We start from the raw sequence: 14,063 nt of genomic DNA on the forward strand, positions 1-14,063 counted from the left end.
GTCGTGACGACAGCCGTGGTGGTGGTTCCGGCGGTGGTTTCCGTCGTGACGACAGCCGTGGTGGTGGTTCCGGCGGTGGTTTCCGTCGTGACGACAGCCGTGGTGGTGGTTCCGGCGGTGGTTTCCGTCGTGACGACAACCGTGGTGGTCGGCCCAGCGGTGGCGGTTTCGAGCGTCGTGACGACCGCGCCCCGCGCCGGGACGACGACCGTGGTGGATACCGCGGTGGCCAGCAGCGTGACGACCGTGGCGGCCGTCCCAGCGGTGGCGGTTTCGAGCGTCGCGACGACCGGCCGCGTGGCCCGCGTCGCGACGACGACCGTCCCAGCGGCGGTGGCTTCCGACGCGACGACAGCCGTGGTGGCGACCGCGACCGTGCGCCGCGTCGTGACAACGACCGGCGCGACGACCGGGGCGGATTCCGCGGCCGTGACGACCGTGGTGGCTACCAGGGCCGCGACGACCGGGACCGTGAGCCGATCAAGCGGCTTCCGATCCCGGACGATGTCACGGGGCACGAGATCGACAAGGATGTCCGTCAGGAGCTGATGAGCCTGCCGAAGACCCTTGCCGAGGACGTCGCGAGGAACCTCGTCATGGTCGCCCGTCTGATCGACGAGGACCCTGATCAGGCGTACGCGTACTCCCGTATCGCCCTGCGCCTGGCGTCGCGCGTCGCTGCGGTGCGCGAGGCCGCCGGGTTCGCGGCGTACGCGACGCAGAAGTACTCCGAGGCTCTGGCGGAGTTCCGGGCGTCGCGTCGGATGACCGGGTCCGTCGAGCTCTGGCCCGTCATGGCCGACTGCGAGCGTGGACTCGGACGTCCCGAGCGTGCCATGGCCATGGCCGGCGAGCCCGAGGTGCAGAAGCTGGACAAGGCCGGCCAGGTCGAGATGCGCCTGGTCGCCGCCGGAGCCCGCAGGGACATGGGGCAGATCGACGCCGCCATCGTCACGCTGCAGGGTCCTGAGCTCGCTTCCCACGCTGTCCACTCGTGGACGCCGCGCCTGCGTTACGCCTACGCCGACGCACTCCTGGAGGTCGGCCGCGAGGACGAGGCCCGTGAGTGGTTCGGGAAGGCGCTGGAGGCCGACAAGGACGGTGCGACCGACGCGTCGGACCGGCTGGCCGAACTCGACGGTGTGGACTTCGTCGACGCGCTCGGCGACGACGAGCAGCCCGCCCCGACGGCCGCCGCCGACGCGACGTTCCTCGCCGAAGCCGATGAGGTGGACGAGGTGGACGAGGTGGACGAGGTGGACGACGACGGCCGGGACGAGCGGGACGCCGACGGACAGGATGACGACGTGGACGGGTCCACCAAGGCCTGATCGCCGCTGAATCACGCAACGCGAAAGGGGCGGCACCTCCGGGGGTGCCGCCCCTTTCGCGTTCCCGGACGTCCGTCTCAGCCGGTGCCGAGACTCCGCAGGACCAGACCCGTGGCCGGTTTCGGTCCGAACGAGGTCGACTTGCGGGGCATCGTCACGCCCTGTCTGGCGAGATCCCGTACGACGTCTTCGCGTACCGGATGCATCAGCACCGCGGTGGCGTCGTGGCGTTCCGCCTGTCCGACCGCCGCCGCCGTGTCGTGGATGTAGGCGATGTGCTCAGGGGCGTCGGGGATCCGCCACACGTCGTCGAGGAGCGTGGAGTGCAGCACGGTCGCGTCGAGTGCGCGCCAGGCCGCCGGACGGTCGGGGCGGACCGTGCGTGCCAGCAGTTGCTCGTCCGGCCTGTCGATCAGGTGGAAACGACCGTCCCCCGCGAGGAGGAAGGCGTTGCCCTCCGCGGCGGCCTCCGCGAGGACGTCGAGTGCCCGGGGCAACGGGACGTCGACGGGGCGTATGCGGAAGAGGCCGTCGAGGCCACGGAGGGCGTCGGCGACCGGCAGGCGGTGCAGCAGCCGGTGGATGGCGCGGACCCGCAGCGGATAGCGGGTGGTGTCGACGAGCAGGACGAGGCCGAAGTCCCAGGGGCCGGGGGAGGACTGTTCCTCCTGGAGCCGGAGGTAGGTGGCCCAGCGGTGGTGGCCGTCGGCGATCAGGGCCTGGCGGTGGGACAGGTCGGACTCGACCTCCGCCTGCTCCGCAGGATCGGTGAGGGCCCAGAGGCGGTGGCTGAAACCGTCCTCGGTCGTCGTGGTGAGGAGCGGGAGCCGCTTCACCACGCGCTCGATCACGGCCGTCGCTCCGTTCGGCCCGCCGTCACCCGCATAGCTGAGGAGCAGGGGTTCGAGGTGGGCGGCAGCGGTGCGCATCAGATCGGCACGGTCCTCCACGACGTCGGCCATGACGTCCTCGTGCGGCAGTACGACACCCTCCGGCGCGGGGGAGAGCGCGAGGGCCCCGATGACACCGCGTTGCAGGACCTCGCCGGCACGCTGCTCGTACACGTAGAGCGCGGGCACCGGGTCCGGGGCGAGGACGCCCTCCGCCAGCCAGCGCTTCAGGGTGTCGGCGGCCTGCCGGTGCCGATCGACGGCCGTGCCGGCCTGCGGGAGGATCAGCCGCACGATGTTGTGCGGGTCCGCGGACTCCAGGTGGTGAAGACCGTCGGGCCGGACGACGACGTCGTACGGGGGCGAGGTCACCGCCGCCAGGCTGCCGACCCGTTCGGGCACGTAGCGCAGCCCGCGGAAGGGAATCAGCCGCAGTCCCTGGCCGGCGGCGGGCCCGGATGTGTTCATCCGAGCATGGTAAGTGCGCTCCTGTGATGGGCGATGATCGGGGGAGAGGCATGGAAAGAGGAGCAGAGGCATATGAGTCAGCAGCACAGGTCCCGGCCGCTCGGGAGCAGCGTCGCGCTGAGCGAGGCGTACGACACGGCCCTGCTCGACCTCGACGGGGTGGTGTACGCCGGCGGACACGCCATCGTCCACGCCGTCGAGTCGCTGGGCACCGCACGCGCGGGCGGCATGCACCTGGCGTACGTGACGAACAACGCGCTGCGGACGCCGGACGCGGTCGCGGAGCACCTGACGGAGCTCGGGGTTCCGGCCGAACCCGCTGATGTGATCACGTCGGCGCAGGCGGTGGCCCGGCTGATGGCCGATCAGCTGCCGCCCGGGGCCAGGGTCCTCGTGGTCGGCGGCGAAGGGCTGCGGGTCGCGCTGCGCGAGCGTGGCCTGGTGCCGGTGGATTCGGCGGACGACGATCCGGTCGCCGTGGCGCAGGGGTTCGGCGGTCCCGATCTCGCGTGGGGCCGGTTCGCCGAGGCGGCGTACGCGATCTCGCGCGGGGCCGAGTGGTTCGCGTCCAACACGGACCTGACGATTCCGGGCGCCCGCGGGATCGCTCCGGGCAACGGTGCGGCGGTGGAGGTCGTGCGGATCGCGACCGGTGCCGAGCCACAGGTCGCGGGCAAGCCGCTGCCGCCGATGCACCGCGAGACCGTGCTGCGGACCGGGGCGGAGCGGCCGCTGGTGGTGGGGGACCGGCTGGACACGGACATCGAGGGGGCGTTCAACGGCGGAGTGGACTCGCTGCTCGTCCTCACCGGGGTGACCGACGCGGCGCAGCTGATCGCAGCCGGCCCCGAGCACCGCCCGACCTATGTGGACAGGGACCTGCGGGGGCTGCTCACCGGTCAGCCCGAAGTGTCCGACGAGGGCGGCCGGTTCCGTTGCGGCGGCTGGACGGCCGAGGTGCGCGCGGACGCACTCGTGCTGGACGGCGAGGGCGACGGGATCGACGGGCTGAGGGCCCTGTGCGCGGCGGCGTGGACCCACGCCGGGGACGGCTCGTGCGAGCTGGACGCGGACAAGGCCGTGACCGGACTCGACCTGTAGAGCGGGAAACCGCGGGGCGGGGGCGGGGCCCTTGTCCCACGGGATACAGGGCCTTGATCCAATGGCAGGATAGGCTAACCTAACCGGGTGTTGGTAGAGAGTCCCCCAGAATCGAATTCCGGTCACCCGGCCGCGCCGGACACAGGCCGACGTGCCGGACGCCACGCGGTACGGGCCGCGGGTCTGCTGGTCTCCGTGGCCGTACTGGTGCTGGTGTGCCTCGCGAGTGTCGCGATCGGTGCCAAGGCCCTGCCGCTCTCCGAGGTGTGGCACGGCCTGTTCCACTACTCGGGCAGCGGCGGTGACGTCCTCGTACGGGATGTGCGGGTCCCCCGCACCGTCCTGGGACTGCTCGTCGGGGCGGCTCTGGGGCTGGCCGGCGCGGTGATGCAGGCGCTGACCCGCAACCCGCTCGCCGAGCCCGGCCTGCTGGGCGTCAACGCGGGCGCCGCGGCGGCCGTCGTCTCGGCCATCAGCTTCCTCGGCGTCACCTCGCTGACCGGGTACGTCTGGTTCGCGTTCGGCGGCGCCGCGATCGTGTCCGTGGCCGTCTATCTGCTCGGCGGCAGCCGGTCCGCGAACCCCGTACGGCTGGCGCTCGCCGGCACGGCGGTCACCGCGGCGCTCTTCGGCTACGTCAACGCCGTGCAGCTGCTCGACGCGGCCGCGCTGGACCGGCTGAGGTTTTGGACCGTCGGTTCCCTGGCCTCCGCCAACACGGAGACCGTCGGCAAGGTGTGGCCGTTCATCGCGCTCGGTGTGCTGCTGTCCCTGCTCATCGCCCGGCCGCTCAACGCGCTGGAGATGGGCGACGACACGGCCAGGGCGCTCGGCGCGCATCTGACCCGTACCCGCGTCCTCGCGATGGTGGCCGTCACCCTGCTCTGCGGGGCGGCGACCGCGGCCTGCGGGCCGATCGTCTTCATCGGGCTGATGATCCCGCACCTGGTCCGCACCATCACGGGCCCGGACATGCGGTGGATCCTGCCCTACGCGGCCGTGCTCGCGCCCGTTCTGCTGCTTGCCGCCGACGTGGCGGGCAGGGTCGTCGCACGCCCCTCCGAGCTGCAGGTAGGCATCGTCACCGCGCTGCTGGGCGGGCCCGTCTTCATCCATCTCGTACGCCGCAAGAGGATGGCCCAGCTGTGAAGGCCGCTCAGGACACCACCAGGACGATCCACGCCGTGCGTACGGCCGGCGGGCTCTCGTTCCGCGTGGACGCGCGGGCTTTCGCCGTCATCGCGCTGCTCGTCGCGGCGGCGCTCTTCGCCGCCGTGGTACTGATCGGGAGCGGCGACTACGCCATGTCACCCGGACAGGTGATCAGCACGCTGTTCGGCGGCGGGACCTTCCAGCAGGAGTTCATCGTCACCGAACTGCGGCTGCCCAGGGTCCTGGTCGGTCTGCTCGTCGGCGCCGCTCTCGGTGTCGGAGGCGCCGTCTTCCAGAGCGTCTCCCGCAACCCGCTCGGAAGCCCCGACGTCCTGGGCTTCGGCCAGGGCTCCGCGGTCGGCGCCCTCATCGTGATCGTGCTCTTCCACGGCGGGCCCACCGAGGTCGCGGCGGGCGCCGTCGCCGGCGGTCTGCTCACGGGCGCCGCCGTCTATCTGCTGGCCTGGAAACGCGGGGTGCACGGCTACCGGCTCGTCCTCGTCGGCATCGGGGCCGCCGCGATGCTCACCGCCGCCACCCACTACCTGATCACCAAGGCCAACCTCGTCGACGCCACCCGCGCCGTCGTCTGGATGACGGGCTCGCTGGACGGCCGGGACTGGGCCCAGGTCTGGCCGCTGCTCGCGGTCTGCTGCGTCCTGATCCCCCTGGTCCTCGGCCAGGGGCGGGCACTGCGCATGATCGAGATGGGTGACGACGCCGCCCATGCCCTGGGCGTACGGGTGGAACGCACCCGGCTCGTCCTCCTGAGCTGCGCGGTGCTGCTCGTCGCCGTCGCGACCGCCGCCGCCGGGCCCATCGTCTTCGTCTCGCTCAGTGCCCCGCAGGTCGCCCGCCGCCTCACCCGCGCCTCGGGCCCCAACCTGGCGGCCGCGGCGGCCACGGGCGCGGCCCTGCTGCTGGTAGCCGACTGGACCGCCATGAACGCCTTCGGGGACCGTCAGCTCCCCGTGGGCGTCGTCACCGGCGTACTCGGCGGCTGCTACCTGCTGTGGCTGCTCGTGTCCGAGCGCAGGGCAGGACGGATATGAAGCAGGGCACACCGGACACCTCGCAGCCCACACCCACAGACCCCGGGAGTACGACCATGCAGCGCCTCACCGCGGACTCGGTGACCCTCGGCTACGACCAGCGGATCATCGCCGAGAACCTCTCGGTCGAGATACCCGACAACTCCTTCACGGTCGTCGTCGGCCCCAACGCCTGCGGCAAGTCGACCCTGCTCCGCGCCCTCTCCCGGATGCTGAAGCCGAACGCCGGAGACGTCCTGCTGGACGGGCGGTCCATCCACCGGATGCCCGCCAAGACGGTCGCCAGGGCGCTTGGCCTGCTGCCGCAGTCCTCCATCGCCCCGGACGGCATCACCGTCGCCGACCTCGTGTCGCGCGGCCGCTACCCCCACCAGGGGCTGCTGCGCCAGTGGTCGCCGGAGGACGAGCGGATCGTCGAGGAGTCCATGGAGTCGACCGGTGTCGGTGAGCTCGCCGACCGCTACGTCGACGAGCTGTCCGGCGGCCAGCGCCAGCGGGTCTGGATCGCCATGGCCCTCGCCCAGGAGACACCGCTGCTGCTGCTCGACGAGCCGACGACGTATCTCGACATCCAGCACCAGATCGACGTACTCGACCTCTGCGCCGAACTGCACGAGACGCGGGGGCGTACGCTCGTCGCCGTCCTGCACGACCTCAATCACGCCGCCCGGTACGCCACCCACCTGATCGCCATGCGCGGGGGCACGGTCGTCGCCGAGGGCGCGCCCGGCGACATCGTCACCGCGCAGCTCGTGGAAGAGGTCTTCGGGATGCCGTGCCAGGTCATCGACGACCCCGAGACGGGGACACCGCTGGTGGTGCCGGCAGCCCGCAGGAAGCGCGCCCAGGCCTCCGTCCGAGGCCTGTCCGGGCTCAGAGCAGGGACCTGAGCTTCAGCAGATCGCGGAAGCCCGCCTCCAGCCGTACCCGGCCCGACCCCCAGGCCTTCGCGAAGTTCAGCTCGCCGCCGACCATGGCCACCAGGTCGTCCCCGGTCATCGCGAGCCGGATCTCGGCCTTCTCGCGGGGCGGGCCGTCGTGCGTGTCCAGCACCTTGATGCGGCCGTCCGCCAGCCGCCCGGTGAACGTCGCGTCGAGGTCCCTGATGTGGCAGCTCAGCGAGCGGTCGAGATCGGCGGCACGGCGTACGTCGCCGCCGGCCCCCGCCAGATTGTCCGAAAGTGTGTCGAGTGCGCTGCGGCACTCCGCCATGGTCGCCATCGTCACCGACGGTACACCGGCCCTTCGGGGTAGCGTTCCCGCATGAGCGACTGGATGCCGGGGCCGGACACGGCACAGCGGGGTGAGGCGGACGAAGCGGCCGCGTCGGCGCCCGCCGTACCTCCCGCGCCCTCCTTCGACCCCGCCCCGCCCGCACCCCTCGGCGTGGCACGCACGCCCACCGGGCACGCCGGTGTGGACGCGCGGCTGGAGCGGCTGGCCGACGCGGACCACCTCGCCGCCGACGGCCACACCGAGGTGTACGAGGATGTACACCGTGGGCTGCGCGACGAGCTGACCGCGCTGGACGCACGGCCCGCACCCGCACCGACGCCCACGCACGACAACAGGAGCTGAACGAGAAGTGGCAGGAGTGGCACGTCGCCGCCTCGACGCCGAGCTGGTACGCCGCAAGCTCGCCCGCTCGCGCGAGCACGCGAGCCAGCTGATCGCGGCCGGGCGGGTGACCGTCGGCGGGAACACCGCGACCAAGCCCGCCACCCAGGTCGAGACCAGCGCCGCCGTCGTCGTCGTCAAGGACGACAGCGACCCCGAGTACGTCTCGCGCGGCGGGCACAAACTCGCGGGCGCCCTCGCCGCCTTCGTGCCCCTCGGGCTGAGGATCGAGGGCCGGCGGGCCCTGGACGCGGGCGCCTCGACCGGTGGCTTCACCGACGTGCTGCTGCGGGCCGGCGCGGGCCACGTCGTGGCCGTGGACGTCGGCTACGGGCAGCTCGCCTGGTCCCTGCAGTCCGATGAACGCGTCACCGTCAAGGACCGCACCAACGTACGGGAACTGACGGTGGAGCAGATCGACGGTCGGGAGGTGGACCTGGTGGTGGGCGACCTGTCGTTCATCCCGCTCGGCCTGGTGCTGCCCGCCCTCGCGCGCTGCGCCGCCCCCGACGCCGACCTGGTGCTCATGGTCAAGCCGCAGTTCGAGGTGGGCAAGGAGCGCCTCGGCAGCGGCGGTGTGGTCCGCAGCCCCGAACTGCGGGCCGAAGCGGTACGGGAGGTGGCGCGCCGGGCCGGGCTGCTGGGCCTCGGCGTCCAGGGTGTCACGGCGAGCCCGCTGCCGGGCCCGTCGGGAAACGTCGAGTACTTTCTGTGGTTGCGGGCCGGCGCACCTGAGCTGGATCCCGCGGATGTCGACCGTGCAGTGGCGGAGGGGCCCCGTTGACGACGCATACGGCACAACCAGGGAACGCGGAACGCACCGTCTTCCTGCTCGCGCACACCGGCCGCCCGGCCGCGATCCGCAGCGCCGAGCTCGTCGTCCAGGGCCTGCTGAGGAGCGGCCTGGGCGTCCGAGTGCTGGCAGCGGAGGCGGAGGACCTGCCGCTGCCGCCGTCCGTCGAGACGGTCACCGACGCGACGCCCGCGGCCGTGGACGGATGCGAGCTGCTGATCGTGCTCGGCGGGGACGGGACGCTGCTGCGCGGCGCCGAGATCTCCCGCGCGTCGGGCGTACCGATGCTCGGCGTCAACCTCGGGCGGGTGGGCTTCCTCGCGGAGGCGGAGCGCGACGACCTGGACCGGGTCGTCGACCGGGTCGTCACCCGCGCCTACCAGGTCGAGGAGCGCATGACGCTCGACGTCCTCGTACACAGCAACGGCGACGTCGTGCACACGGACTGGGCGCTCAACGAGGCCGCGGTCCAGAAGGTCTCGCCCGAGCGGATGCTCGAGGTCGTCCTGGAGATCGACGGCCGTCCCGTGACCGGCTTCGGCTGCGACGGGATCGTCTGCGCCACCCCGACCGGATCGACCGCGTACGCCTTCTCGGCGGGCGGCCCCGTCGTCTGGCCGGAGGTCGAGGCGCTGCTCATGGTGCCGATCAGTGCCCACGCGCTGTTCGCGAAGCCACTGGTGACCTCGCCCGACTCGGTGCTGGCCGTGGAGGTCCAGCCGCACACCCCGCACGGGGTGCTGTGGTGCGACGGGCGCCGGAACGTCGAGCTGCCCGCGGGAGCCAGGGTGGAGGTGCGGCGCGGAGCGGTGCCCGTACGGCTGGCACGGCTGCACCAGGCGTCGTTCACCGACCGTCTGGTGGCCAAGTTCGCGCTGCCCGTACAGGGCTGGCGGGGCGCTCCGCACTGATTCCCCGGACCGCTGCTCACACCCGCGCGGGTGAACCGGTCACCGGGGTCCGTCGCGCGGCGGGCGCCGGACCTCGTAAGGTCATGTCCGTGTTGGAGGAGATGCGGATACGGTCGCTCGGAGTCATCGACGACGCGGTGGTGGAGCTGTCACCCGGCTTCACCGCGGTGACGGGTGAGACCGGCGCGGGCAAGACCATGGTCGTCACGAGCCTCGGGCTGCTGCTCGGTGGGCGCGCCGACCCCGCCCTGGTGCGGGTCGGTGCCAAGGCCGCGGTCGTCGAGGGGCGGATCACGGTGTCCCCGGGCGACGCGGCGGCGGTGCGCGCCGAGGAGGCCGGGGGCGAGATCGAGGACGGGGCGCTGCTCATCAGCCGTACCGTCTCGGCCGAGGGGCGCTCCCGCGCGCATCTCGGGGGGAGATCCGTGCCCGTGGGAGTGCTCGCCGAGCTCGCCGACGAACTCGTCGCCGTGCACGGCCAGACCGACCAGCAGGGACTGCTCAAGCCCGCACGGCAGCGTCAGGCCCTCGACCGGTACGCCGGCGGCGGTGTGGAGGGCCCGCACACCAAGTACGCGGCGGCCTACCGGCGGCTGCGCGCGGTCGTCACGGAGCTCGACGAGCTGACCACCCGGGCCAGGGAGCGCGCCCAGGAAGCGGATCTGCTGCGCTTCGGGCTCGACGAGGTCGCCGCCGTGGAGCCGCTGCCCGGGGAGGACACCGAACTCGCCGCGGAGGCCGAGCGGCTCGGGCACGCCGAGGCGCTCGCCTCCGCCGCGGCCCTCGCCCACACGGCGCTCGCGGGCGACCCGGAGGACCAGGAGGGCGTGGACGCCACCACGGTGGTCGCCGCCGCAGGACGGTCCCTGGACGCCGTGCGGGCACACGACCCGGCGCTTGCCGCGCTCGCCGACCGGATCGGTGAGATCTCGATCCTGCTCGCCGACGTCGCCGGGGAGCTCGCCGGGTACGCCGACCAGCTGGACGCCGACCCGCTGCGGCTCGCCGCCGTGGAGGAGCGGCGCGCCGCGCTCACCGCGCTCACCCGCAAGTACGGCGAGGACATCACCGCCGTGCTCGCCTGGGCCGGGGACGGCGCCTCCCGGCTGACGGAGCTGGAGGGCGACGACGACCGCATCGGCGAACTGACGGCGGAACGCGACGCGCTGCGTGCCGAGCTCTCGGTCCTCGGCCAGGAGCTGACCGACGCGCGGACGGAGGCGGCGGCGCGCTTCGCGGCGGCCGTCACCCAGGAGCTGGCGTCGCTCGCGATGCCGCACGCCCGGGTCTCCTTCGCCATCGGGCAGACCGAGGCACCGGACGAGGCGTCCGGCATCGACATCGGGGGCCGGAGCGTGGTCTACGGGCCGTCCGGCGCCGACGAGGTGGAGCTCCTGCTGGCGCCGCACCCCGGTGCCCAGCCCAGGCCGATCGCCAAGGGCGCCTCGGGCGGTGAGCTGTCCCGGGTGATGCTCGCCGTCGAAGTGGTCTTCGCGGGCTCCGACCCCGTGCCGACCTACCTCTTCGACGAGGTCGACGCCGGTGTCGGCGGCAAGGCGGCCGTCGAGGTCGGCCGGCGGCTGGCGAAGCTCGCCAGGTCCGCGCAGGTCGTCGTGGTCACCCACCTGCCTCAGGTGGCGGCCTTCGCCGACCGGCAGCTGCTGGTCGAGAAGACCGTCGACGGATCCGTGACCAGGAGCGGCGTCACGGTCCTGGAGGGCGAGGACCGGGTGCGTGAACTCTCCCGGATGCTCGCCGGGCAGGAGGACTCGGAGACCGCCCGGGCCCACGCCGAGGAGCTGCTGGAGGCCGCGCGCGCCGACGGATAGCGGCTGCCGGCGTCAGTTTCGCGCCGCCCGTCTCACTCGTACGAGTGGGGCGGGCCGTCCCGCTGTCGGTGCGAGGACGGGAACAACGTTTCGTCAGTCCCGGAACAGGCGTACGGACTGGCATCCTTGGCGCTGTACATACCGCCGACTCGGGAGCCCCGGGAGCCAATCAACGTGTCACAGCTGCGTACGGTCCAAGTCCTGGGCGGCGGAGCCGGAAGCAGCGCTCGTGTCAGCTCGCTCGCCGCAGGTCTGGTCGCCAGAGGCGTGCAGGTCACCGTCTGCGCCCCGGCGGGTTCCTGCCGCGCCCACGGCCTGCCCGCGACGGGCGCCCGCTTCGTCGCGGTGCCCCGGCGCAGCGACCCCGCGGCCGTCGCGGCCCTGCGTACCGCCTGCACCGGGGCCGACATCGTCCACGCCCACGGGTTGCACGCCGCCGTACGGGCGGGCATCGCGCTCAGCGGGCGGGGCATTCCGCTGGTCGTGACCTGGCACACCCGCGCCCACGCCCAGGGCGCCCGCGGCCGGTTCCTGCGTCTGCTGGAGCGGAGGGCGGCCCGCGCGGCCGCGGTGGTGCTGGGTACCTCCTGGGAGCTGGTCGACCGGGCCCGCCGCCGGGGCGCCCGGGACGCCCGGCTCGCACCGGCCGCGATTCCCGCGGGGCGCTTCCCCGGCGCACTCGACGACGGCAAGGCGCGCGCCGAACTGGGAGCCGTCGGAAGGCCGTTGCTGGTGTCGGTGGCTCAGCACGGCCACGACACGCTGCTGGACGCGGCGCGTCAGTGGGGCACGCTCGACCCGGTGCCGCTGCTGGCCGTCGTGGGGGAGGGCCCCCGGTCCGGTGCCCTGCGGCGCCGGATCGCGGATGAGGGCCTGCCCGTCGTCCTCGCCGGCGGTCCGGACGACATCGGTGACCTCCTCGCCGCTGCCGACATCGCCGTACTGTCCGGCTGCGGGGAGGGCGGACCGCTGCTGGCCCGGGAGGCCCTCCGCCTCGGTGTCCCGCTGGTCGCTGCCCGCGCCGACGGGCTCCCCGAACTCGCGGGCGACGCGGCCGAGTTCGTTCCGCACGGGGACGCCGGTGCGCTGGCCGGTGCCGTCGTACGGCTCCTGGGCGACCCCGGGCTGCGGGAGCGGCTGGCGGACTCCGGGCGCGCACAGGCCGCGAGCTGGCCCACCGAGGAGGAGACGATCGCACACGTGCTGTCCGTGTACGACGAGTTGGCGCAGCCCCCGGGCGGCCGGCCGGACGTGAGCCCTCAGCGGGTGTGACGGCGGGCCCGCAGGGCCAGGCTCAGGGCGAGCACCGACTGCGGGTCGTCCGGATCGGTGCCGAGCAGCTCGCCGATGCGCGCCAGCCGGTTGTAGAGCGTCTGCCGGTTCAGATGCAGTTCGCGCGCCGCCTCCGCCTTGCGGCCCGCGTGCGCGACGTACGCCTCCAGGGTCGGCAGCAGCGCGGGGCGCGAGGTCCGGTCGTGTTCGAGCAGCGGGCCGATCGCCCGGTCCACGAAGGACGCCAGATCCGGATGGTCCCGCAGCCGCCACAGCAGGAGGTCGACGTCCAGGCGGCGCGCGTCGTACCAGGGGCGTTCCCCGAGCCCCTGCGCGGCCGTCGCCGCCTCCGCGGCGTGCCGCAGCCCCGCGCCCGCCGCCGTCCAGCCGCCCGCGGCCCCGACCACCACGACGGCCGGCGTACGGTCCCCGGACCCCTCCAGGCCCGCACGCCCGGCCCCGGCCCGAAGCGCCTCCGCGACCCGGTCCGCGAGGGCCGTGCGCGTGGTCCCCGGGCGCAGTGCCAGCAACAGCGGAACGCGGCCCTCCACCGGCCTTACCCCCACGAGCACCGGGGCACCCACCGCCGCGAGCTCCTCCATCACGGCCCGTGCCAGCAGCGCCCAGCTGCGCGAGGGCGCCGACCCGGGGGCGAGCCGCATCACCACCGGCAGCAGCGGATCGCCGCCCGGCCTGAACCCCAGCACACCGGCCTGCGCGGGGGCGTCCTCGGGAGCGATCCGGCCTTCGGCGAGATCCGTGAGGAAGTCACCGCGTCCGCGCGCCGCCACCTCCTCCTCCTGGCGGGCCTGCATCAGCACGACCGCCAGGATGCCCGCCGCACGCTCGGCCGCCATCCGGTGGACCGTCACCAGCGGGCCCGACACCGCGAGCAGGACGAGCCGGGCCCGTACCGAACCGGTCCCGTGCCCGCCTCCCGGAACCTCCACCAGGACGGCGTCGGCCGGGGGAGCCTCACGGGCCGCGCGTGCCGCACGCAGACCCTCCCAGACCTGCAGCGGATCGGCGCCGGCCGGCGCGGTCCCGCTGCCCGCGGCGAACAGCAGCCGGCCGTCGGGAGTCTCCAGGAACACCGGGTTCGCGGCGAAGTCCGCCAGGATCCCCAGGACCTGCGGCACCCCGCCGCCGCCCAGCACCGCCTGCGTGCACCGCCGGTGCACCTCCTCCGCCCGCCGGAGCAGGGCGTAGTGACCGTTGACGATCTCGGTGTGGATCTCCTCGGTCACCGCCACGAACGGCACCTCGCGGTGCAACTGGACCAGCGGCAGACCCGCAGCCCGCGCCGCGTCCACGATCGCCGCCGGCAGCCTGCTGAAGCGAGGGCCGAGCTCCACGACCAGGGCGGCGATGTCGCGGTCGGCCAGCCTGCGGACGAAGGCGCGCTGGTCGGCGGGCCGCGACCCGAGGCCGAGCCCCGTCGTGAGCAGCAGTTCCCCGCCCTTGAGGAGAGCGGGGAGGTTCGGTGCCTCCCCCGCGTGCACCCAGCGCACCGTCCGGTCCAGGCGTTCCGCACAGGTCAGCACCTCAGGGAGCCCGCCGCGCAGCCCCGGCAGCTCCAGCGCCCGCCGCACGGTGATCCCGCCCTCTGTCTCCACCGGCTCCGGCCTCGTGCTTCCACTCGTGCGC

The 14,063-nt window shown here is 73.5% G+C and carries 13 protein-coding genes and 1 pseudogene; 10 read left to right on the forward strand and 4 right to left on the reverse strand.

The window, feature by feature from the left end:
• Positions 1 to 518: pseudogene (locus ABZ441_RS20020) on the reverse strand (hypothetical protein); the annotation flags it as partial.
• A 30-nt stretch (positions 519 to 548) separates the two neighbouring features.
• On the opposite strand from ABZ441_RS20020, the gene ABZ441_RS20025 reads away from it, so the two are divergent.
• Positions 549 to 1,331 (forward strand): hypothetical protein, encoded by a 783-nt coding sequence (locus ABZ441_RS20025; RefSeq protein WP_358975681.1) that lies wholly within the window; start codon positions 549 to 551, stop codon positions 1,329 to 1,331.
• A gap of 77 nt (positions 1,332 to 1,408) precedes the next feature.
• Here the strand turns inward: ABZ441_RS20025 and ABZ441_RS20030 are convergent, their stop codons facing one another.
• On the reverse strand, positions 1,409 to 2,689 hold the full coding sequence (locus tag ABZ441_RS20030) for a DUF1015 domain-containing protein (protein WP_358975682.1): 1,281 nt from the start codon (positions 2,687 to 2,689) through the stop codon (positions 1,409 to 1,411).
• 72 nt (positions 2,690 to 2,761) lie between these two features.
• On the opposite strand from ABZ441_RS20030, the gene ABZ441_RS20035 reads away from it, so the two are divergent.
• The 4 genes from ABZ441_RS20035 to ABZ441_RS20050 all read left to right on the forward strand — a co-directional run bounded on the left by ABZ441_RS20035 (position 2,762) and on the right by ABZ441_RS20050 (position 6,884).
• The gene (locus ABZ441_RS20035; RefSeq protein ID WP_358975685.1) at positions 2,762 to 3,790 is read left to right on the forward strand and encodes an HAD hydrolase-like protein; all 1,029 of its coding nucleotides are present in this window, start codon (positions 2,762 to 2,764) and stop codon (positions 3,788 to 3,790) included.
• A 186-nt stretch (positions 3,791 to 3,976) separates the two neighbouring features.
• Entirely contained in the window at positions 3,977 to 4,939 is a 963-nt protein-coding gene (locus ABZ441_RS20040) for an iron chelate uptake ABC transporter family permease subunit (RefSeq protein ID WP_358975998.1), read from the forward strand.
• A complete protein-coding gene (locus ABZ441_RS20045) occupies positions 4,936 to 5,994 on the forward strand; it encodes an iron chelate uptake ABC transporter family permease subunit (protein WP_358975688.1) in 1,059 nt (352 codons plus the stop codon). The genes ABZ441_RS20040 and ABZ441_RS20045 overlap by 4 nt, the downstream gene beginning before the upstream one ends.
• Before the next feature lie 56 nt (positions 5,995 to 6,050).
• Entirely contained in the window at positions 6,051 to 6,884 is an 834-nt protein-coding gene (locus ABZ441_RS20050) for an ABC transporter ATP-binding protein (protein ID WP_358975690.1), read from the forward strand.
• Here ABZ441_RS20050 and ABZ441_RS20055 read toward each other — a convergent pair.
• Positions 6,868 to 7,215 carry an SCP2 sterol-binding domain-containing protein gene (locus tag ABZ441_RS20055; protein ID WP_205023023.1) on the reverse strand — a complete coding sequence of 116 codons (348 nt, stop codon included), beginning with the start codon at positions 7,213 to 7,215 and terminating at the stop codon, positions 6,868 to 6,870. The two genes, ABZ441_RS20050 and ABZ441_RS20055, sit on opposite strands and share 17 nt — an antisense overlap.
• Before the next feature lie 42 nt (positions 7,216 to 7,257).
• Here ABZ441_RS20055 and ABZ441_RS20060 point away from each other — a divergent pair, with 42 nt between their 5' ends.
• The 5 genes from ABZ441_RS20060 (at position 7,258) to ABZ441_RS20080 (ending at position 12,416) form a co-directional block, all read left to right on the forward strand.
• Positions 7,258 to 7,572, forward strand: coding sequence for a hypothetical protein (locus ABZ441_RS20060; protein WP_358975693.1), 315 nt, complete (start codon positions 7,258 to 7,260; stop codon positions 7,570 to 7,572).
• Between the two features lie 7 nt (positions 7,573 to 7,579).
• Entirely contained in the window at positions 7,580 to 8,395 is an 816-nt protein-coding gene (locus ABZ441_RS20065; protein WP_358975696.1) for a TlyA family RNA methyltransferase, read from the forward strand.
• Positions 8,392 to 9,315: an NAD kinase gene (locus tag ABZ441_RS20070; protein ID WP_358975699.1), complete on the forward strand. Its 924-nt coding sequence runs from the start codon at positions 8,392 to 8,394 to the stop codon at positions 9,313 to 9,315. The genes ABZ441_RS20065 and ABZ441_RS20070 overlap by 4 nt, the downstream gene beginning before the upstream one ends.
• An 83-nt stretch (positions 9,316 to 9,398) precedes the next feature.
• Positions 9,399 to 11,144, forward strand: coding sequence for a DNA repair protein RecN (gene recN, locus ABZ441_RS20075; protein ID WP_358975702.1), 1,746 nt, complete (start codon positions 9,399 to 9,401; stop codon positions 11,142 to 11,144).
• A gap of 174 nt (positions 11,145 to 11,318) precedes the next feature.
• Positions 11,319 to 12,416, forward strand: a complete 1,098-nt coding sequence (locus ABZ441_RS20080) for a glycosyltransferase family 4 protein (RefSeq protein WP_358975705.1) — start codon at positions 11,319 to 11,321, stop codon at positions 12,414 to 12,416.
• Here the strand turns inward: ABZ441_RS20080 and ABZ441_RS20085 are convergent.
• The gene (locus tag ABZ441_RS20085) at positions 12,404 to 14,032 is read right to left on the reverse strand and encodes a PucR family transcriptional regulator (protein WP_358975707.1); all 1,629 of its coding nucleotides are present in this window, start codon (positions 14,030 to 14,032) and stop codon (positions 12,404 to 12,406) included. The two genes, ABZ441_RS20080 and ABZ441_RS20085, sit on opposite strands and share 13 nt — an antisense overlap.
• Positions 14,033 to 14,063: the final 31 nt, after the last annotated feature.

This window comes from Streptomyces sp. NPDC005752, assembly GCF_040630715.1.
Classification (GTDB): domain Bacteria; phylum Actinomycetota; class Actinomycetes; order Streptomycetales; family Streptomycetaceae; genus Streptomyces.

Excerpts from the sequence above, each read along its gene's own strand:
- ABZ441_RS20055 (WP_205023023.1), bottom strand. The coding sequence starts at position 7,215 with ATGGCGACCATGGCGGAGTGCCGCAGCGCACTCGACACACTTTCGGAC.
- recN (WP_358975702.1), top strand. The coding sequence starts at position 9,399 with ATGTCCGTGTTGGAGGAGATGCGGATACGGTCGCTCGGAGTCATCGAC.
- ABZ441_RS20030 (WP_358975682.1), bottom strand. The coding sequence starts at position 2,689 with ATGAACACATCCGGGCCCGCCGCCGGCCAGGGACTGCGGCTGATTCCC.
- ABZ441_RS20050 (WP_358975690.1), top strand. The coding sequence starts at position 6,051 with ATGCAGCGCCTCACCGCGGACTCGGTGACCCTCGGCTACGACCAGCGG.
- ABZ441_RS20035 (WP_358975685.1), top strand. The coding sequence starts at position 2,762 with ATGAGTCAGCAGCACAGGTCCCGGCCGCTCGGGAGCAGCGTCGCGCTG.
- ABZ441_RS20060 (WP_358975693.1), top strand. The coding sequence starts at position 7,258 with ATGAGCGACTGGATGCCGGGGCCGGACACGGCACAGCGGGGTGAGGCG.
- ABZ441_RS20025 (WP_358975681.1), top strand. The coding sequence starts at position 549 with ATGAGCCTGCCGAAGACCCTTGCCGAGGACGTCGCGAGGAACCTCGTC.